Annotated in this window: 17 protein-coding genes and 2 rRNA genes; 8 read left to right on the top strand and 11 right to left on the bottom strand. The window is 41.4% G+C overall.

Features of this window, described 5'->3' with window-relative positions; all coding sequences use genetic code 11:
* Window positions 1-112: 112 nt before the first annotated feature.
* The 3 genes from INP93_RS03845 to INP93_RS03835 form a co-directional block, all read right to left on the bottom strand.
* On the bottom strand, window positions 113-1327 hold the full coding sequence (locus tag INP93_RS03845) for an MFS transporter (protein WP_197545183.1): 1215 nt from the start codon (window positions 1325-1327) through the stop codon (window positions 113-115).
* A 142-nt stretch (window positions 1328-1469) separates the two neighbouring features.
* Entirely contained in the window at window positions 1470-1622 is a 153-nt protein-coding gene (locus INP93_RS03840) for a DUF1232 domain-containing protein (protein ID WP_005696968.1), read from the bottom strand.
* A 35-nt stretch (window positions 1623-1657) separates the two neighbouring features.
* Entirely contained in the window at window positions 1658-1918 is a 261-nt protein-coding gene (locus INP93_RS03835; RefSeq protein ID WP_014064693.1) for a YfhL family 4Fe-4S dicluster ferredoxin, read from the bottom strand.
* Window positions 1919-1993: 75 nt separating this feature from the next.
* Here INP93_RS03835 and INP93_RS03830 point away from each other — a divergent pair, with 75 nt between their 5' ends.
* From INP93_RS03830 to INP93_RS03810, 5 genes are all read left to right on the top strand, one after another.
* Complete coding sequence (locus tag INP93_RS03830; RefSeq protein ID WP_197545182.1) at window positions 1994-2707, top strand: ribonuclease T2 family protein; 714 nt, start codon at window positions 1994-1996, stop codon at window positions 2705-2707.
* A gap of 98 nt (window positions 2708-2805) precedes the next feature.
* Window positions 2806-3966, top strand: a complete 1161-nt coding sequence (pgk, locus tag INP93_RS03825; RefSeq protein ID WP_197545181.1) for a phosphoglycerate kinase — start codon at window positions 2806-2808, stop codon at window positions 3964-3966.
* A gap of 92 nt (window positions 3967-4058) precedes the next feature.
* A complete protein-coding gene (gene fbaA, locus INP93_RS03820; RefSeq protein WP_054418981.1) occupies window positions 4059-5138 on the top strand; it encodes a class II fructose-bisphosphate aldolase in 1080 nt (359 codons plus the stop codon).
* Window positions 5139-5479: 341 nt separating this feature from the next.
* Window positions 5480-6466: an O-antigen ligase family protein gene (locus tag INP93_RS03815; RefSeq protein WP_232087618.1), complete on the top strand. Its 987-nt coding sequence runs from the start codon at window positions 5480-5482 to the stop codon at window positions 6464-6466.
* Window positions 6463-7494, top strand: coding sequence for a glycosyltransferase family 9 protein (locus INP93_RS03810; RefSeq protein WP_197545316.1), 1032 nt, complete (start codon window positions 6463-6465; stop codon window positions 7492-7494). Before INP93_RS03815 ends, INP93_RS03810 begins: the two co-directional genes overlap by 4 nt.
* On the opposite strand, the gene yczE is transcribed toward INP93_RS03810, so the two are convergent.
* Window positions 7444-8109 (bottom strand): membrane protein YczE, encoded by a 666-nt coding sequence (gene yczE, locus INP93_RS03805; RefSeq protein ID WP_197545179.1) that lies wholly within the window; start codon window positions 8107-8109, stop codon window positions 7444-7446. The two genes, INP93_RS03810 and yczE, sit on opposite strands and share 51 nt — an antisense overlap.
* Window positions 8110-8299: 190 nt before the next feature.
* On the opposite strand from yczE, the gene INP93_RS03800 reads away from it, so the two are divergent.
* Entirely contained in the window at window positions 8300-9841 is a 1542-nt protein-coding gene (locus tag INP93_RS03800; RefSeq protein WP_197545178.1) for a YjjI family glycine radical enzyme, read from the top strand.
* Window positions 9842-9883: 42 nt separating this feature from the next.
* On the opposite strand, the gene recQ is transcribed toward INP93_RS03800, so the two are convergent.
* Together recQ and cyaY are read right to left on the bottom strand one after the other, a co-directional pair.
* A complete protein-coding gene (gene recQ / locus INP93_RS03795) occupies window positions 9884-11749 on the bottom strand; it encodes a DNA helicase RecQ (protein ID WP_197545177.1) in 1866 nt (621 codons plus the stop codon).
* Complete coding sequence (gene cyaY / locus INP93_RS03790) at window positions 11749-12054, bottom strand: iron donor protein CyaY (protein ID WP_197545176.1); 306 nt, start codon at window positions 12052-12054, stop codon at window positions 11749-11751. The genes recQ and cyaY overlap by 1 nt, the downstream gene beginning before the upstream one ends.
* A gap of 95 nt (window positions 12055-12149) precedes the next feature.
* Here cyaY and lptM point away from each other — a divergent pair, with 95 nt between their 5' ends.
* Window positions 12150-12275, top strand: a complete 126-nt coding sequence (lptM, locus tag INP93_RS09690; RefSeq protein ID WP_005697346.1) for an LPS translocon maturation chaperone LptM — start codon at window positions 12150-12152, stop codon at window positions 12273-12275.
* Between the two features lie 27 nt (window positions 12276-12302).
* Window positions 12303-13553 (top strand): diaminopimelate decarboxylase, encoded by a 1251-nt coding sequence (gene lysA / locus INP93_RS03785; RefSeq protein WP_197545175.1) that lies wholly within the window; start codon window positions 12303-12305, stop codon window positions 13551-13553.
* A gap of 56 nt (window positions 13554-13609) precedes the next feature.
* Here lysA and hemN read toward each other — a convergent pair whose 3' ends face one another.
* The 5 genes from hemN to INP93_RS03760 all read right to left on the bottom strand — a co-directional run bounded on the left by hemN (window position 13610) and on the right by INP93_RS03760 (window position 19321).
* Window positions 13610-14977, bottom strand: a complete 1368-nt coding sequence (gene hemN / locus INP93_RS03780) for an oxygen-independent coproporphyrinogen III oxidase (RefSeq protein WP_197545174.1) — start codon at window positions 14975-14977, stop codon at window positions 13610-13612.
* Complete coding sequence (locus INP93_RS03775; RefSeq protein ID WP_197545173.1) at window positions 14977-15420, bottom strand: DUF2489 domain-containing protein; 444 nt, start codon at window positions 15418-15420, stop codon at window positions 14977-14979. The genes hemN and INP93_RS03775 overlap by 1 nt, the downstream gene beginning before the upstream one ends.
* Window positions 15421-15425: 5 nt before the next feature.
* Window positions 15426-15983 carry a Der GTPase-activating protein YihI gene (yihI, locus tag INP93_RS03770; RefSeq protein WP_197545172.1) on the bottom strand — a complete coding sequence of 186 codons (558 nt, stop codon included), beginning with the start codon at window positions 15981-15983 and terminating at the stop codon, window positions 15426-15428.
* A gap of 178 nt (window positions 15984-16161) precedes the next feature.
* Window positions 16162-16277: ribosomal RNA gene (gene rrf, locus INP93_RS03765) — 5S ribosomal RNA — on the bottom strand.
* Window positions 16278-16423: 146 nt separating this feature from the next.
* Window positions 16424-19321: ribosomal RNA gene (locus INP93_RS03760) — 23S ribosomal RNA — on the bottom strand.
* Window positions 19322-19407 lie beyond the last annotated feature (86 nt).

The raw sequence follows: 19407 nt of genomic DNA, 5'->3' as shown, positions 1-19407 counted from the left end.
AATTGCCCATAGTTTAGCACAAAGTGCGGTTGAAATTGGCTGATTTTTCACAAATAAAAAACATCGGCTTTAACCCCGATGTTTTCAAAAACTTGAATTTTTTTGACCGCACTTAGCTCAATTCTTTGCCTTTTAATTCTGGCACTAAGAAGACTGTCGCCACCATGTCGATAACATAAATCACCGCCAAGAAAGCAATTGCAATACTGAATGAGTACGCAGAGACAATCGCTCCGACAACAACTGGTCCAAACCCACCAACAGCACGACCTAAGTTAAACAACACATTTTGTGCCGTTGCTCGTGCTTCTGTCGGATAGGCTTCAGCCATTAATGCACCATAACCGCCCATCATGCCGTTTACAAACATCCCCAAGAAGGCACCGGCCACCAACATTGCCGTTGGGTCAGTTAATTGAGAGTAAGTGATGATGCTGATCACAGCACCAAGTTGGAATAATAAGAAACTTGGTTTACGTCCGATTCTATCGGCTAGACGACCAAAAATCCAAATCCCTGCCATCATGCCGCATACGGTAACAGCCGTCCATAAACCTGATTTCGTTAAACTAAAGCCAAGTTGTTTAGATAAGAAGTTTGGCATCCAAATCATAATGCCGTAGTAACCGAAGTTTTGTACGGAAGTTAACACTACTATACCTAGGCTCACTTTTGTGGTTGCTTTGTCTTTTACTAAGAGTTGGAAAGATTCCAGTTTCGATATTTTTTGGGTTGAAAGTTCGGTCTGTTTTTGTGAGAAAATTTCAGGTTCGTGTAAACGGGTACGTAAATACCAGGCCACAAACGCTGGGAAGATACCAACAACGAACATGCCGCGCCAGCCGATATGTGGAAGCAATACAGGGGTAAGTAATGCAGCCGCTAACACACCAACTTGCCAACCTAACGCCACATAAGACGCAGCTTTTGCACGGTGTTTTGCTGGCCACGCTTCAATGGCTAATGCCATACCGATACCAAATTCACCGCCTAAACCGATACCCGCGATGGTGCGATAAATTAATAAATCCCAATAGCCTTGTGCGATTGCACATAAACCGGTAAATACGGCGAAGAGGACGATTGTCCAAGTCAGCACGCGTACACGCCCATAACGATCGCTTAATGCACCAAATACAATACCGCCCACCACGGCACCAATAAGTGTCCAGGTGACTAATGAGCCAGATTGTGCGGGAGTTAAATTAAGATCTGCCGAAATGGCACTAAGCATAAATCCAAGAATAAGAAGATCGAATCCATCCATCGCGTAGCCGACAGCTGATCCAACCAAGGCTTTCCAGCTATATTGATTGACGTTTGTCATGATTGAGGTCCCTTTTGCTACTCACCGGTAGCGTTTAAAGTGAAATGATGAGGAAAGAAATTTTCCGACGCGTAGTTTAGAGAAATTGACGGAATTTTGCAAGAATAAGAAAAGCAAAGTGCGGTTGATTTTATTCAAGTTTTTATTTTTTCAATAAAATTCGAATTAATAAGGCAATGGCTGCCGCATCATCCACTAAACCTAATGGACCAAGTACCGCTTCAGGCAAAATATCAATGGGACTGAACAAATAAATCAGAATGATGGCGATTTTAATTAACTTCGTTTTATTCATAGTCATTGGACGAAAAGAAAAAGATCAGGTAAATTCTACAACTTATCCGAATGGTGAATCATCACAAAACGTTCCCAAAGCTGCTCTTCGCTTTCTTGATGTTCAGGATCTGGCTTGATGCAGTTTGTAATCGGGCAAACTTTTTGGCAAGTTGGCGTGTCATAATGACCAACACATTCCGTACAAAGTACAGGATCGATCACATAGATCTCCTCGCCGATTGAAATTGCTTCATTCGGACATTCGGGGAGACACATATCGCAGTTTGTGCATTTATTTGTGATCAGTAACGCCATACCATTCCTTTATATGAGAAAGCGGCGAATTATAGCCGACAAAAGCAAAATTGACAAAATTTAAACAGGATTTTTATGAAAAAACAGGTTTCCACTCTTTCCCTTATTGCCCTTGCCGCATTTAGTATTTGGCAATATTTCACTGAACACAAAAAAGACACCAAACCCGCCCCAAAAACCACACAACAACAAAGTCAAAGCGCGGTCAAAAATACCAAAGATTTTGGGAATTATGATGTCATCATGCGTGATGATGCCATTGGACAAAACAAAAATGCTCCTGTTGATTACTATATGTTGACTTTATCTTGGTCTCCAGCATTCTGTGAAAAACAACGTGAGCAATATGGCAATAATTTACCTGATTCAGCACAATATCAATGTGATATAAAAAATCAATTTGGCTGGGTAGTGCATGGCTTATGGCCGCAAAATGCGAATGCACGTTCTGTTACGGATCACCCTCGTTTTTGTAAGGGTGATTTAGCGCCACTTCCAATTGAAACGCTCGAGCCTTACCTTTCAATCTCACCAGGCGCAAAATTATTGCAAGGCGAATGGGAAAAACACGGCAGCTGCGCTTTTGATTCAGCAGAAGCTTATTTCAAACAAGAGAAAGCATTATTTGAATCACTCTCTTTGCCAAACGAACAATTAAGCCGTAAAGAATTATTTCAATGGATGAAGCAACATAATCCGCAATTAAAAGGCGTTTATTTAGGGGCGAGCCATAATGAACTATTCATTTGTTACAATCGCCAGTGGGAAGTAATCGATTGCCCTAAATAAGCATAATTCGCTTTTTTATTTGATCTACATCGTTACAACCTAGTAAGATCTAGGTATAATATCCCCGTTTAATTTTAACTAACCCAAGAGGAAAGCTTATGTCAGTAATCAAAATGACCGACTTAGATTTAAAAGGTAAACGTGTATTTATTCGCGCAGACTTAAACGTACCGGTAAAAGATGGCAAAGTGACATCTGATGCGCGTATTCGTGCGACTATCCCGACGTTAAAACTGGCTTTAGAGAAAGGCGCAAAAGTGATGGTTACCTCTCACTTAGGTCGTCCAACTGAAGGTGAATTCAAACCTGAAGACTCTTTACAACCGGTTGTTGATTACTTAAAAGACGCAGGTTTCAATGTGCGTTTAGTGCAAGACTACTTAAACGGTGTGGATGTTAAAGAAGGCGAAATCGTTGTTTTAGAAAACGTACGTGTGAACAAAGGTGAGAAGAAAAACGATCCTGAATTAGGTAAAAAATATGCCGCACTTTGCGACGTATTCGTAATGGATGCATTCGGTACAGCTCACCGTGCGCAAGCATCAACTTACGGCGTAGCAGAGTTTGCACCGGTTGCTTGTGCAGGTCCATTACTTGCAGCAGAATTAGATGCGTTAGGTAAAGCATTAAAAGAACCTGCTCGTCCAATGGTTGCGATCGTAGGCGGTTCAAAAGTTTCCACTAAATTAGAAGTATTAAACTCTCTTTCAAAAATTGCTGACCAAATTATCGTGGGTGGTGGTATTGCGAATACTTTCATCGCAGCAGCAGGCCACAATGTGGGTAAATCTTTATATGAAGCAGATTTAATCCCTGTAGCAAAAGAATTAGCAGCAAGCACTGACATTCCAGTACCAGTTGATGTACGTGTAGGTACTGAATTCTCTGAAACTGCATCTGCAACAGAAAAATCAGTGACCGAAGTGAAAGATGATGAATCTATCTTCGATATCGGTGACAAATCTGCAGAACAATTAGCAGAAATCATCAAAAATGCAAAAACTGTTTTATGGAATGGTCCAGTTGGCGTGTTTGAATTCCCTAACTTCCGTAAAGGGACTGAAATCATTTCTCACGCGATTGCAAACAGCGATGCATTCTCTATCGCTGGTGGTGGTGATACTTTAGCGGCTATCGATTTATTCGGTATTGCAGATAAAATCTCTTATATCTCTACCGGTGGCGGTGCATTCTTAGAATTCGTTGAAGGTAAAGTATTACCTGCAGTAGAAATTCTTGAAAAACGTGCGAACGGTTAATTAAATGGCTTCTATCCCCTCTGCACAGAGGGGATAAATATTGATTCTTCAAACGGAGGGATTTGCCCTCCAAAACAAAAGGAAACACAACTATGGCTAAATTATTAGATATCGTAAAACCTGGCGTAGTAACAGGTGAAGATGTTCAAAAAATCTTTGCTTATGCCAAAGCAAACAACTTCGCGATCCCTGCAGTAAACTGCGTGGGTTCTGACTCCGTAAACGCTGTATTGGAAACCGCTGCACGTGTGAAAGCACCAGTAATTATCCAATTCTCAAACGGTGGTGCAGCTTTCTACGCAGGTAAAGGTATCAAACCAACAAGCGGTGCTCGTCCAGACGTTTTAGGTGCGATCGCAGGTGCGAAACACGTTCATACTTTAGCCAAAGAATACGGTGTGCCAGTTATTCTTCATACTGACCATGCGGCGAAAAAATTACTTCCATGGATCGATGGCTTACTTGAAGCGGGTGAAAAACACTTCGCAGAAACTGGTCGTCCATTATTCTCTTCTCACATGCTTGATTTATCTGAAGAACCAATGGAAGAAAACATGGCAATCTGCCGTGAATACCTTGCTCGTATGGACAAGTTAGGTATGACCCTTGAAATCGAAATTGGTATTACCGGTGGTGAAGAAGATGGTGTAGATAACTCAGATGTCGATGAATCTCGCTTATACACTCAACCATCTGATGTGCTTTATGTTTACGACCAATTAAACCCAGTAAGCCCTAACTTTACCGTTGCGGCTGCATTCGGTAACGTACACGGTGTTTACAAACCAGGTAACGTAAAATTAAAACCATCTATTTTAGGTGCATCACAAGAGTTCGTTGCAAAAGAACGCAATCTTCCTGCTAAACCAATCAACTTCGTCTTCCACGGTGGTTCAGGTTCTAGCCGCGAAGAAATCCGCGAAGCAATTAGCTATGGTGCAATCAAAATGAATATCGATACTGATACTCAATGGGCGGCATGGAATGGTATCTTAAGTTTCTATAAAGCAAACGAAGCATACCTCCAAGGTCAATTAGGTAACCCTGAAGGTCCTGATGTACCAAACAAAAAATACTACGACCCACGTGTTTGGTTACGTAAAATGGAAGAGTCAATGTCTAAACGCTTAGAACAATCTTTCGAAGACTTAAACTGCGTTGATGTTTTATAATCCATAAAAATAGACTAAAATGAAACCGCACTTTGTTAGTGCGGTTTTTTAGTTTTACATAACCCGAATGTTGGCTCTTATCTATGCAAATAACAAAACAAAATTGGTTAGCCACCCTAATAAACTTTGCGGTAACGCTTTTCTTTCTTTCGATATTTATTGTCAAAGGTGGATATAATGCTGCGCCTGCTCTATTGATGTTAATCGGTTTAAGTTATGGCATTTATGCTTTAATCAAGAAACCACTTTTAAACTTATCGAAAGTTGATAAATGGTTAATTTATAGCTACCTTTTTTATTTTCTTACATTTGTACTTTCCCTCTGCATTAACGGGGGAAAAATGCGTGATCTAGATACGGCAAGTCGCGTTGTTTTCTTAATTCCTGTTTTACTTTTATTATTAAAATATCCAATCAAAACCTGTGTATTGAGTTATGCTATCCCCCTTGGTGGTATTGTTTCTGTCTGTATCGCGCTTTATGATAAATTTATCTTGAATCTTAATCCGGATCAAAATCCTCGAATTATGCATATTCAAGGCGGTGACATTTCTATGTCATTAGGCATTTTGAGCCTGATTATTGCTCTATATGCTTATCAGAAAAGAGAGGTGAAACTGACCGCTCTTAGTGTAATTGGTGGCTTATGTGGCATCGTAGGAAGTTTGCTTTCTACCGCTCGTGGAGGATGGGTTGCATTACCGATCTTACTTATTGTTATCCTTTGGATTTATCGCCATTCCCTTTCAAAACGTTTTTTCCTGACTTTCTTTGGAATCATCGCCGTAGCAAGCATTGGTATTAGCCAAATGCCCAATAACCGCATTATGGAACGCATTGATGTTGCTCAAAAAGATATTCAACTTTACTTGGATAACCATGATGGAAATACTTCTCTTGGGGCTCGTTTTGAAATGTGGAAAAGTGCACTTGAAATGGCAAAAGAAAAACCTTTATTTGGTTGGGGCATTCAAGGGGCAACAGAAAAACGTAAACAAGAAACAAAAGAAAAAATTGCCACAGGTAACATTGGGCAATTTACTCATGCTCATAACCAATATTTAGATGACCTATCCAAACGAGGAATTATTGGCTTGCTCGCCTTACTTGCTGTTTTATTTATCCCTCTACGTAGCTTTATGAAAAACCTGAAAACAGCAAATAATGAGATCAAGCTAATTGCAACGTTAGGCGTTGCCCATATTTTATCTGTGATGATCTATGGCTTAAGCCAAGGGTTCTTGGTACATAATTCAGGTACTATTTTTTACTTTTTCTTAACGATTGTGTTTTATACCGCAATACGAACACAGCAAAAGGCAGAATAATGAAAATTTTAGTCATTCGTAATGATAAACTGGGGGATTTTGTTCAGGCGTTTCCGGCTTTTGCGATGTTGAAAGCCTCAAATCCCGAGCTAAAACTGACCGCACTTGTGCCAGCTTATACCGCTCCGCTTGCACAAATTTGCCCTCATTTAGATGATGTCATCATTGATAGTGCCAAGAACGACAAAGCGGATTTTAATCGTCTTGTTAAAGAAATCAAAGAGCAGCAATTTGATGGCATGATTAGTTTCTTTTCCAATACCCATAACGGTAAATTAGCATGGAAAAGTGGGATTCCTTATCGTCTTGCACCCGCAACAAAATGGGTGCAAATCCTTTATAACCATCGTTTGACACAACGCCGCTCACGCTCAGAAAAATCTGAAGCAGAATACAATCAAGATCTGGCTCGGGCGTTCTTAAAGAAACATAACATGCCGATTGTGGAACCCAAACCACCTTACCTTTCACTTCCTGAAAGTGCGGTTAAAAATCAACGTGTTTTTCTTCAAGAACAATTCGGTTTATCGGCAGATAAAAAATGGATATTTGTGCATAGCGGAACAGGTGGTTCAGCAACAAGTCTCTCATTACCACAATATGCTCAATTGATACAAGGTTTGTTAAGCGAATTTGATTGCCAGATTATCTTAACGGCAGGACCGGGTGAAAGTGAAAAAGCCCATGAGTTAGCGGCAAAAATCGACAGCCCAAATGTGGTTGTTTACGATAAGAATAAAGGATTGATTGATTTTGCACACTCTCTGGCTTGTGCGGATTTATTCATTGCGGGTTCTACTGGACCATTGCATTTAAGCAGTGCATTCAATGTGCCAACAATCGGATTCTATCCAAACAGTCGCTCATCTCAGCCTCGTCGTTGGAAACCGATTAACGATGCAGACAAACATCTTGCTTTCTGTCCACCAAAAGGGAAAGACGAAATGAACTTAGGCTTAATTTCTATTGATGATGCCTTAGTGGAGATTGTCCCCTTCGTGCGGAAGATGTGGCAAGCGAGCAATTGAATTTAAGCATAACTGCACAATCCAACCTATTGCGGCGGCAAAAACAACGGTACCTATTCCAACTGTGCCGCCGAGAATATAACCTAACACACAAACCGACACTTCAAGGCTTGTTCTCACAATCCCCACTTTTAAATGAAGGCGTTGACAAAGCCCCACCATTAAACCATCCCGCGGGCCTGCTCCTTGATGACAGGTTAAATACAATGCCGTCCCTAATCCATAAAGCAAAAGCCCAATCCCACCGAATAAAATTCGGCTAAAAAGTGCGGTTGGTTCTGACACAATTTTCGTGGTTAAACCAAGGAAAAAGGCAATCACAATGATATTCAGAATGGTGCCAAGCCCAAGTTTTAATTTGAGGGGAATCCAGGCTAACATTACCAAACAGCTAATCCAAAATGATGACCAACCGATACTCACCTTAGCTTGTAATGCCACACCTTGAGAAAGCACGGTCCAAGGTGAAGAGCCCAAATTAGCGAGCACAATTAAACCATCCCCAATGCCCAGTATTGCCAATGCAAATAAGAGCATCGACATGGTTTTACCTTCGACTGACCATAGCGATTTGGCTGCCCAACTGGTGTGGGGAATCACCCGTGCTTTTTTCATATTATTCCTGTTTATGTTTACCGCCGACATCATAATGGTAAACCCGATAAAACCCAAACATTTTAACGTCATATGATATAACCGAATTGACTGATAAATATCATAAATGTGATGTAGATCACATTGTCAAAATTGTCATCACTCATTCACTGACTTAAAATAAGCTACCCTTTTTAATTAGGACATTATTATGCTTGCGTCTCTTCAAGATATTTTGGATACCGTAAAATCCAATACACTCACCTATCAACAAAAACTCATGTGTTTAGGCAATATCGCCGAGCGATTATTTGATCCTCGTGAATTATTAGGCTATACGAATGAAGAATGGCAATTCCTTCAAAATCAAATGATCTGTGATTTAAACGAAGGCTACGCGATTTATCGCCCACGTTATATTTTGCCAGATTACAATGTGTATATTAAAAAAGGCTGTGAATTCCTTGAATTGCCAGCGCCCAAAGATCTTGATGAAGCATTAGATGGCTTATTGATTTTATATTCCCACGTGCCATCAATTACCACATTCCCAGTTTACATTGGGCGTTTAGACATGCTACTTGACCCGTTTATTACCGATGAAGAACAAGACTACATCAAAATTAAACGTTTCTTAAATCATGTGGATAAAACTGTGCCAGATTCATTCTGCCATGCCAATATTGGGCCTTATGACACCAAAGCAGGGCGTTTGATTTTAAAAGCGGTGATTGAGCTAGAAGCACCAACACCAAATATGACCATTCGTTACGATAAGAGTAAAACAAGTCGTGAATTTGCAGAATTAGCAGCAAAAGCCTGCTTATTGGTTTCTAAACCGTCTTTTGCCAATGATGCTTACTACATTTCTGACTTGGGCGAACAATATGGTATTGCAAGCTGCTATAACGCACTGCCTGAATGTGGTGGGGCTTACACCCTCACTCGCTTGCGCTTAGGGACTATCGCGCGCGCCTGTAAAACAGTGGATGAAATGGTCAATGAACTTTTACCTCGCGTAGCAAAATGTGCACTTTCCACTATGGATAAACGCCATAAATTTGTAGTAGAAGAAAGCAACTTCTTCAATACCTCATTCCTCGAAAAAGAAGGGTTTATCAAACGGACTAATTTTACGGGAATGTTTGCCATTGTTGGTCTCGCAGATGCAGCAAATCATTTATTGCAACAAGAAGGCTTAAACGAAACCTTTGGTAAAAGCCAACGCGGTGATGAAATTGCAACTTTAATTATGGATAAATTGAAAGAAGTCACGGATAACCATGAAGGCGTGTATGCTGAACGCACGGGCAACCGTTATTTATTACATGCGCAAGTGGGTGCAAGCAATCATGAAGAAGATAAACGTAATGCGCCTGCGCATCGTATTCGTGTGGGTGAAGAACCAACATTATTAGCTCATTTAAAACAATCGGCACCATTCCATAAGTACTTCCCATCAGGTACGGGAGATTTGTTTGCCTTTGACCAAACCTATGTGGATCATTTAGATGCTGTCGTTGATATTATCGATGGTTCATTTGCACAAGGTTACCGCTACATCACGACTTATCTCAAAAACACCGATTTAATTCGTGTCACCGGCTATTTAGTGAAGAAAAGCGAAGTGGAAAAATACCGTAAAGGTGAAGTGGCATTACGTGATACCACTTGGTATGGTTCGGGTACCGATGATTGTGCACAAGTCTTTGACCGTCAATTACGCGATGAACAAGATGTAAGTGCAAGCTAGAAAAAAAGTGCGGTCGAAAAATTCTTTGCTTTTTGACCGCACTTATTCTTTTTCAGCCTTTTCTAAAATCGCTTTGTGCTCTCGAATCAATGCCATAAACGGCTGCCCAAAGCGTTCTAATTTGATCGCGCCCACCCCATTAATTTGTAACATTTCAATATTACTTGTTGGCATATATTGTGCCATTTCCTGTAACGTTGCATCGTTAAAGACAATATAAGGTGGAATATTTTCTTTATCCGCAAGTTGCTTCCTTAAGAAACGCAAACGAGCAAACAGATCTTTATCGTAATTTGCTACCGTATTTTTATGGGACGTATGCACAATTTTATTAATAGATGAAATGCGTGGCATCGCCAATTCAAGCGGCACTTCACCTTTTAAAACAGGGCGAGCGCTTTCTGTGAGCTGAAGCGTTGCACTATTAAACTCACCGATCACTTGTTGAATAAAACCAAGGTGGATAAGCTGGCGAATCACGGATTGCCAATGTTCTTTGCTTTTATCTTTACCAATGCCATAAACACTTAACTTATCATGTTGGCGTTCTACAATTTTTTGATTATGCATCCCTCGCAATACCGCAATCACATATTGCACGCCGAAACACTGTCCCACACGATAAATCGTCGACATCACTTTTTGTGCATCAATTAAGCCATCATATTTCTTTGGCGGGTCAAGACAAATATCACAGTTTTGACAAGGCGTTTGACGATATTCACCAAAATAATTGAGTAACACTAAACGTCGGCAAGTCTGACTTTCCGCAAATTCACCAATAGCTTCCAATTTATGTTGCTCAATTTGACGTTGTGGCGTCTCTGGTTTCTCCAGCAGAATTTTCTGTAACCAAGCATAATCAGCCGGTTCGTAGAAAAGTACCGCTTCTGCAGGTAAATCATCCCGTCCCGCGCGACCGGTTTCTTGATAATACGATTCAATGCTTCTCGGTAAATCAAAATGGGCGACAAAACGCACATTAGATTTATTAATGCCCATGCCAAACGCAATCGTCGCAACTACAACTTGAACATTATCTCGTTGAAAATCTTGTTGGACGCGTTCTCGCAGTGTGGTTTCCATTCCCGCATGATACGCGGCAGCAGACACGCCTTTATTTCGCAAAGTTTCGGCTATACGTTCTACTTTCGAACGACTATTGCAATACACAATGCCGCTTTTGCCTTTCTGAGCCAACACAAAACGCGTAAGCTGCTCCATCGGCTTAAACTTTTCTTCCAACGTATAACGAATATTCGGACGATCAAAACTGCCAATGTATTTATGAGGATTGTCTAATTTAAGATGAGTGAGAATATCCTGTCTCGTCGCGTAATCCGCTGTAGCCGTTAATGCCATAATCGGCGCATTTGGAAAAGCCGCTTTTAAGCCACCTAGCTGAGTATATTCAGGGCGGAAATCATGGCCCCATTGTGAAATACAATGGGCTTCATCAATGGCGATAAAGGAAATTTGAGCATAAGAAATCAGCTGAAAAAAGCTGTTTGTCATCACTTTTTCAGGCGAAACATATAATAATTTTAATTGTCCTGAAATCAGCTTATTTTCAACTTGCTGTTGTTGTTCTGGCGTCTGACTAGAGTTTAGAAAATCGGCTTCAATACCGTTTGCTTGAAGTTGATCTACTTGATCTTTCATTAAAGAAATCAAAGGCGAAATCACTAATGTGAGACCAGGAAAACAAAGTGCTGGAATTTGATAACACAAGGATTTACCGTTTCCTGTAGCCATCACCACTAAGGCATCCTGACCGCTTAGTGCGGCATGAATCACTTCTTCCTGCCCTTTGCGGAAAGATTGGTAACCAAAAACAGACCGCAACGTATTAAGTGCGGTCGTTTTTAAGTCTGTTTTTTGCGGATCATGTTCCGCGAGTTCGGCCATTAGAATGTTACCGTTTCTCCGTGAGCGGCAACCGCCTCGGTTAAAGAATCCCAAAAGCGTTTACCACCATTTGCCACCCAATCATTATTTTTATAAGCAAAATGGAATCCACCCAAACGGCTCGCAAGCCAAAGCTCAAGAAGTGGTTCTTGTTTATTGATAACGATTTGTGAACGGTCATCAAATGTGATCGTGAATACCGAACCTTGCGTTTCGCAATCTACATCGCAATCTTGATTCTCTAACGTTTCTTCAATTTTTTGCCAAACCTGTTCAATATTTTGGTGAAATTCTGCAACATTCATAAAATTTTCCGATTAAATCTGATAGAATGCCGTGAATTATAAAGCCTTTCGCCTCGTTGGCAAAGGCAGATTTTACTTATTAGAGAGATTGAAAAATGAAAAAATTACTTTCTATTTTATTACTCAGTGCATTCTGTACTTTAGCGACAGGTTGTGGTGTAAAAGGGCCATTATATTTTCCTGAAAAAGAACAGCCGCAAAACACACAAAAAACACAATAAAAACTGACCGCACTTAAAGGATTCGTCATGGATTTTTTCCAATATAAAAACGAGCAACTTTATGTTGAAGATTTGCCCGTCAAACAACTCGCTGAAGAATTCGGCACACCGCTTTATATTTATTCTCGTGCCACACTTGAACGCCATTGGCATGCCTTTGATTCTGCTTTAGGAAAGCATCCACACTTAATTTGTTATGCCGTTAAAGCCAATTCTAATATTGGAATATTGAATGTCATGGCAAAATTAGGTTCTGGTTTTGATATCGTTTCGCAAGGCGAATTAGAACGCGTATTAGCAGCAGGTGGAGAAGCATCAAAAGTTGTCTTTTCTGGCGTGGCAAAATCTCGTGCCGAAATTATGCGAGCATTAGAAGTAGGAATTCGTTGTTTTAATGTGGAATCTGTTGCGGAATTACACCATATCAACCAAATTGCGGGTGAAATTGGCAAAGTAGCCCCTATTTCTTTACGCGTGAACCCCGATGTTGATGCCCATACCCACCCTTACATTTCTACGGGATTAAAGGAAAACAAATTTGGTGTGAGCGTAGATGAAGCACGTGAAGTCTATAAATTAGCTGCAACCTTACCTCATGTAAAAATTACGGGTATGGATTGCCATATTGGCTCTCAGCTTACTGAATTACAACCTTTCTTAGATGCAACGGATCGCCTCATTCGTTTAATGGAACAATTAAAAGAAGATGGCATCACATTAAAACACTTAGATCTCGGTGGTGGTTTAGGCGTAACTTATACTGATGAAACGCCACCTCATCCAAGTGATTATGCGACGGCGCTACTGAATAAATTAAAAGATTATGAAGATCTCGAAATTATTCTAGAACCAGGTCGAGCGATCGCGGCGAATGCGGGGATTTTAGTGGCTAAAGTTCAATACTTAAAAAGTAATGAAAGCCGAAACTTCGCGATTACCGATACTGGCATGAACGATATGATTCGCCCGGCACTCTATGAAGCCTATATGAACATCATTGAAATTGACCGCACTTTAGGGCGTGAAAAAGCCATTTATGATGTTGTTGGCCCGGTATGCGAAACCTCTGACTTCCTAGGTAAACAGCGTGAGCTCGCTATTGCTGAAGGGGATTATATTGCTCAACGTTCTGCTGGAGCTTATGGTGCAAGCATGTCCTCAAACTACAATTCTCGCCCACGCACGGCTGAAGTGTTAGTGGATGGAAACAAAGCTCACTTAATTCGTCGCAGAGAAAATCTCAGCGAGTTATGGGCTCTAGAAAGTATCGCAGAATAAAAATAGATAAAAAGAAAAAACGGTCGAGGATTGTATCTTGACCGTTTTTTGTATAACTAAATAATTCGAGAGAATTGTTGTCGTTTTGCCGCAGCTCTTGAATAGGTATCAAAGCATAAACAAATATTACGGATTAATAAGCGACCTTTAGGCGAAACTTGTAAGCCTGTTTCCGTTTCAGAAATTAACCCATCTTCAAGTAATGGCTGTAATAATTGTAAATCTTCAGCAAAGTGCTTTTTGAAATCAATATTATATTGTTTTTCAATTGGTGCAAAATCAAGCTTAAAGTTACAAATCAATTGCTTAATCACATCACGGCGTAAGCAATCTTCTTTTGTCATCGCTAAACCTTTATGTAATGCGATTCCTGAATTTTCCACATCATGATAATAATGTTTTAATTCTTTTTGGTTTTGAGCATATGTATCACCTAATAAACTAATGGCTGATACACCTAAACCGAGCAAATCACATTCTTCCTGAGTAGTATAGCCTTGGAAATTTCGGTGTAAGATACCTTTCTCTTGGGCAATCGCTAATTCATCATCAGGTTTAGCAAAGTGATCCATACCGATAAACTTATAACCCGCATTACCTAAGGTTTCGATAGTTTTCTGTAAGATTTCTAATTTGGTTTCCGGTGGCGGTAATTGATCTTCTTTAATTTTTGCTTGTCCTGCAAATCGACTTGGCAAATGGGCATAGTTAAAGATACTTAAACGATCTGGATTTAATTCAATCACTTTATGTAATGTAAACATAAAGCTTTCCACATTTTGAAGTGGCAATCCATAAATTAAATCAAGGTTAGTCGATTGGAAACCTAACTCACGAGCACGAACAAGTAATGCATTCACAAACTCTTCATCTTGTTCACGGTTTACCGCTTTTTGAACAGCTTTATTAAAATCTTGTACACCCATGCTAATTCGGTTAAAACCAATATTGCGTAAATGATCAAGCATGTCTAGCTCAATTTCGCGTGGGTCCATCTCAATACTAACTTCTGCATTATCCGCAATCGTAAAATGATCTTTAAGCATTTTCATCAAACGAGCAGATTGCTCTTCTGTCAAATAAGTCGGTGTACCGCCGCCCCAATGCACTTGAGTCGCAACACGATTTTTGAATAATTCTGAACGCGCTTTGATTTCTTTTTCAAGGTAATCAAGATAAATATCCGCCTTATGTTGATGGCGAGTAATCACCTTATTACAGCCACAGAAATAGCAAAGTTTGTGACAAAACGGAATGTGTACGTAAAGGGAAAGTGGTCTTTCCGGATAACGATTAGCCGCTGCAATAAAATCTTCGTTTGTGTAACTTTCATTAAATTCTAATGCAGTTGGATAAGATGTATAACGAGGTCCTGATTGGTTATATTTTTGAATTAACGCAAGATCCCAAATAATTTCAGACATTAAGCTTCCCCAAATTTCTCTACGTCATTTAAAAACTGACGTAACTCCAACATAATTTCTTCTTCAAATTTTGCTTCTGCACTTTCTCGCTCAAGATCGAGTTTCATTCTTTCTTTTTTTAACAATGCTTTCCGAGCTTCATGCGTAGGCATTTCTTTTACAATATTATAAAGTGCATACATAGCTTGATATGGCTGCAAAGATTGTCCAAAAGGGAGTAAAAGCATTGATAAACGAATTACCCCTTCTGAATGGTTACAATCTCCATTTTGCATCGCTTTAGCGATAATTACCATACTCTCTTTTAGGCGTTTTGTACGCGCTATTTTAGCCTGTTTAATGAAAGTGTTTTGATGGTGTAACTTCCTAAGTAATTTGAAAGCATAAAATGATACGCCAGCAATAATTCCCAAAGCAATAATACTTAAAATAATCGGCCACATGACAATTATCTGAATTGGTTTATATCAATTTTCTCGAAGGTTCGATAGAGATCATCCTCTGTCTCATCTTCATCTTGAATACCTAATTCTTCCATTAATTGAGCAATACGATCTAAGCATTCATCCACAAATTGTTGATCAGCTTTACTAATCGTTTTGCCTTCATCTAAGGCATCCAATAATTCATTTAGAATTTCATTATTTTCTAAACGTTCTAACTCAACTTCAGGCGCAAGTTTTTTCGGTTCTTTTACTGCTGGAATTGTCATCCCTTTCTCAGGCTTATTCACAAATTCAACAATCAGTGGAACCTTTTTACGACTGCCAATACGTGGATCTTTTTGTTCAACGACTTGGTTATTTTTATTTTGCTCTGCGTTACTATGACGAGAACCAGATGCTAAACCTTTATGTTTACGTTTTTTCTTATCTTCTCTTGCCTTAGCATCTAATTCATAACGTGTTAATTTCTTACCTGATAGTTTCGGTGCTTCAGGTTTCTTATCTGATTTACGAATTGGCATAATATCGCTAATTTTACGAGTTTTCTTTTTACGAGCCATTTGTGTTATTTATCCTATAAAAAATTTTGGTGATTGTACCATTCCACCTCTATTTTCTCATTAAAAGATTTAAACATCTTTAATAAAACTATTCTGATTTTGACCGCACTTTTACTTTATTAAAATCAAATCTAAAAACAAAAACCCCAAGCCATTTAGCTCGGGGTTCACATTCAGTACCTGGCGGTGTCCTACTCTCACATGGGGAAGCCCCACACTACCATCGGCGCATCGGCGTTTCACTTCTGAGTTCGGTATGGGGTCAGGTGGGACCACCGCTCTATCGCCGCCAGGATTATTCCTTTAATAACTTTTCTCTATTCTGCTCTCACTATCTCTAGTGTCTCACAACCAAACAAGCTGATTTAACCTCAAAACTTTCTCTTTCGTCTCTGAGTTTCGTCTCGTCTTACCCAACACCCAAAACCCTTGAGCGTTGTATAGTTAAGCCTCTCGGGCAATTAGTATCTGTTAGCTCAACGGCTCGCACCGCTTACACACCAGACCTATCTACGTCTTAGTCTTAAACAACCCTTACTGTCTTAAAAACAGGGAGAACTCATCTCTTGGCAAGTTTCGTGCTTAGATGCTTTCAGCACTTATCTCTTCCGCACTTAGCTACCCGGCAATGCGTCTGGCGACACAACCGGAACACCAGTGGTGCGTCCACTCCGGTCCTCTCGTACTAGGAGCAGCCCCAATCAATTCTCCAACGCCCACGGCAGATAGGGACCGAACTGTCTCACGACGTTCTAAACCCAGCTCGCGTACCACTTTAAATGGCGAACAGCCATACCCTTGGGACCTACTTCAGCCCCAGGATGTGATGAGCCGACATCGAGGTGCCAAACACCGCCGTCGATATGAACTCTTGGGCGGTATCAGCCTGTTATCCCCGGAGTACCTTTTATCCGTTGAGCGATGGCCCTTCCATTCAGAACCACCGGATCACTATGACCTACTTTCGTACCTGCTCGACTTGTCTGTCTCGCAGTTAAGCTTGCTTATACCATTGCACTAACCTGACGATGTCCGACCGTCATTAGCAAACCTTCGTGCTCCTCCGTTACTCTTTGGGAGGAGACCGCCCCAGTCAAACTACCCACCAGACACTGTCCGAGACCACGTTTCGTAATCTTCGTTAGAACATCAAACGTTAAAGGGTGGTATTTCAAGGACGACTCCATAATCACTGGCGTGACTACTTCTAAGTCTCCCACCTATCCTACACATCAAAATTCAATGTTCAGTGTCAAGCTATAGTAAAGGTTCACGGGGTCTTTCCGTCTAGCCGCGGGTACACCGCATCTTCACGGCGATTTCAATTTCACTGAGTCTCGGGTGGAGACAGCCTGGCCATCATTATGCCATTCGTGCAGGTCGGAACTTACCCGACAAGGAATTTCGCTACCTTAGGACCGTTATAGTTACGGCCGCCGTTTACTGGGGCTTCGATCAGGAGCTTCTCTTTCGATTACACCATCAATTAACCTTCCAGCACCGGGCAGGCATCACACCCTATACGTCCACTTTCGTGTTTGCAGAGTGCTGTGTTTTTAATAAACAGTTGCAGCCAGCTGGTATCTTCGACCGGTTCAACCTTCGCCCGCTAGGGACTACAATCTACGCCGGCGCACCTTCTCCCGAAGTTACGGTGCTATTTTGCCTAGTTCCTTCACCCGAGTTCTCTCAAGCGCCTGAGTATTCTCTACCTGACCACCTGTGTCGGTTTTCAGTACGGTTTAGATAAACCTGAAGCTTAGTGGCTTTTCCTGGAAGTGTGGTATCGGTTACTTCAGCTCCGTAGAGCCTCGTCATCATCTCTCGGTGTTAAAGAAGTCCGGATTTGCCTAAACTTCTCACCTACCAACTTAAACGCACATATCCAACAGTGCGATAACCTAACCTGCTCCGTCCCCACATCGCAGTTTATCCAAGTACGGGAATATTAACCCGTTTCCCATCGACTACGCTTTTCAGCCTCGCCTTAGGGGCCGACTCACCCTGCCCCGATTAACGTTGGACAGGAACCCTTGGTCTTCCGGCGAACGGGTTTTTCACCCGTTTTATCGTTACTTATGTCAGCATTCGCACTTCTGATACGTCCAGCAAACCTCTCGATTCACCTTCATCCGCTTACAGAACGCTCCCCTACCCAACAGTATTGCTACTGATGCCGCAGCTTCGGTGCTATATTTGAGCCCCGTTACATCTTCCGCGCAGGCCGACTCGACTAGTGAGCTATTACGCTTTCTTTAAATGATGGCTGCTTCTAAGCCAACATCCTAGCTGTCTAAGCCTTCCCACTTCGTTTCCCACTTAATATAGACTTTGGGACCTTAGCTGGCGGTCTGGGTTGTTTCCCTCTCCACGACGGACGTTAGCACCCGCCGTGTGTCTCCTGAGTATCACTCTTCGGTATTCGTAGTTTGCATCGGGTTGGTAATCCGGGATGGACCCCTAGCCGAAACAGTGCTCTACCCCCGAAGGTGTCCGCTCAAGGCTCTACCTAAATAGATTTCGGGGAGAACCAGCTATCTCCCGGTTTGATTGGCCTTTCACCCCCAGCCACAAGTCATCCGCTAATTTTTCAACATTAGTCGGTTCGGTCCTCCAGTTAGTGTTACCCAACCTTCAACCTGCCCATGGCTAGATCACCGGGTTTCGGGTCTATACCTTGCAACTAGACGCCCAGTTAAGACTCGGTTTCCCTTCGGCTCCCCTATTCGGTTAACCTCGCTACAAAATATAAGTCGCTGACCCATTATACAAAAGGTACGCAGTCACCCCAAAAGGGCTCCCACTGCTTGTACGTACAAGGTTTCAGGTTCTATTTCACTCCCCTCACCGGGGTTCTTTTCGCCTTTCCTTCACAGTACTGGTTCACTATCGGTCAATCAGGAGTATTTAGCCTTGGAGGATGGTCCCCCCATCTTCAAACAGGATATCACGTGTCCCGCCCTACTTGTCGTTAGCTTAGTACCATGACCTGGACTTCGAGTACGGGGCTATCACCCTGTATCGCCAAGCTTCCCAGCTTGTTCCTCTGTCTCTGTCATTATCACTAACAGGCTCCTTCGCGTTCGCTCGCCGCTACTAACGAAATCTCGGTTGATTTCTTTTCCTCGGGGTACTTAGATGTTTCAGTTCTCCCGGTTTGCCTCACTTACCTATGGATTCAGTAAGTGATAGTAGATTCTTCATCTACTGGGTTTCCCCATTCGGACATCTTGGATTAAACGCCTCTTATCGACTCATCCAAGCTTTTCGCAGATTAGCACGTCCTTCCTCGCCTCTGATTGCCAAGGCATCCACCTTGTACGCTTAGTCACTTAACTATACAACCTCAAAAATTCTCGATGTTGTGTTTTCAACTAAACACTTGATTGCTTTTGTTCAATCAAGATTTTCTTCTTACTCAGAC

Source organism: Haemophilus parainfluenzae (assembly GCF_014931415.1).
In the GTDB taxonomy this organism is placed as follows: domain Bacteria; phylum Pseudomonadota; class Gammaproteobacteria; order Enterobacterales; family Pasteurellaceae; genus Haemophilus_D; species Haemophilus_D parainfluenzae_AF.
This window is presented reverse-complemented; position numbering and strand designations above follow the sequence as displayed.

Excerpts from the sequence above, each read along its gene's own strand:
- INP93_RS03845 (WP_197545183.1), bottom strand. The coding sequence starts at position 1,327 with ATGACAAACGTCAATCAATATAGCTGGAAAGCCTTGGTTGGATCAGCT.
- INP93_RS03840 (WP_005696968.1), bottom strand. The coding sequence starts at position 1,622 with ATGAATAAAACGAAGTTAATTAAAATCGCCATCATTCTGATTTATTTG.
- INP93_RS03835 (WP_014064693.1), bottom strand. The coding sequence starts at position 1,918 with ATGGCGTTACTGATCACAAATAAATGCACAAACTGCGATATGTGTCTC.
- INP93_RS03830 (WP_197545182.1), top strand. The coding sequence starts at position 1,994 with ATGAAAAAACAGGTTTCCACTCTTTCCCTTATTGCCCTTGCCGCATTT.
- pgk (WP_197545181.1), top strand. The coding sequence starts at position 2,806 with ATGTCAGTAATCAAAATGACCGACTTAGATTTAAAAGGTAAACGTGTA.
- fbaA (WP_054418981.1), top strand. The coding sequence starts at position 4,059 with ATGGCTAAATTATTAGATATCGTAAAACCTGGCGTAGTAACAGGTGAA.
- INP93_RS03815 (WP_232087618.1), top strand. The coding sequence starts at position 5,480 with ATGCGTGATCTAGATACGGCAAGTCGCGTTGTTTTCTTAATTCCTGTT.
- yczE (WP_197545179.1), bottom strand. The coding sequence starts at position 8,109 with ATGAAAAAAGCACGGGTGATTCCCCACACCAGTTGGGCAGCCAAATCG.
- INP93_RS03800 (WP_197545178.1), top strand. The coding sequence starts at position 8,300 with ATGCTTGCGTCTCTTCAAGATATTTTGGATACCGTAAAATCCAATACA.
- recQ (WP_197545177.1), bottom strand. The coding sequence starts at position 11,749 with ATGGCCGAACTCGCGGAACATGATCCGCAAAAAACAGACTTAAAAACG.
- cyaY (WP_197545176.1), bottom strand. The coding sequence starts at position 12,054 with ATGAATGTTGCAGAATTTCACCAAAATATTGAACAGGTTTGGCAAAAA.
- lptM (WP_005697346.1), top strand. The coding sequence starts at position 12,150 with ATGAAAAAATTACTTTCTATTTTATTACTCAGTGCATTCTGTACTTTA.
- lysA (WP_197545175.1), top strand. The coding sequence starts at position 12,303 with ATGGATTTTTTCCAATATAAAAACGAGCAACTTTATGTTGAAGATTTG.
- hemN (WP_197545174.1), bottom strand. The coding sequence starts at position 14,977 with ATGTCTGAAATTATTTGGGATCTTGCGTTAATTCAAAAATATAACCAA.
- INP93_RS03775 (WP_197545173.1), bottom strand. The coding sequence starts at position 15,420 with ATGTGGCCGATTATTTTAAGTATTATTGCTTTGGGAATTATTGCTGGC.
- yihI (WP_197545172.1), bottom strand. The coding sequence starts at position 15,983 with ATGGCTCGTAAAAAGAAAACTCGTAAAATTAGCGATATTATGCCAATT.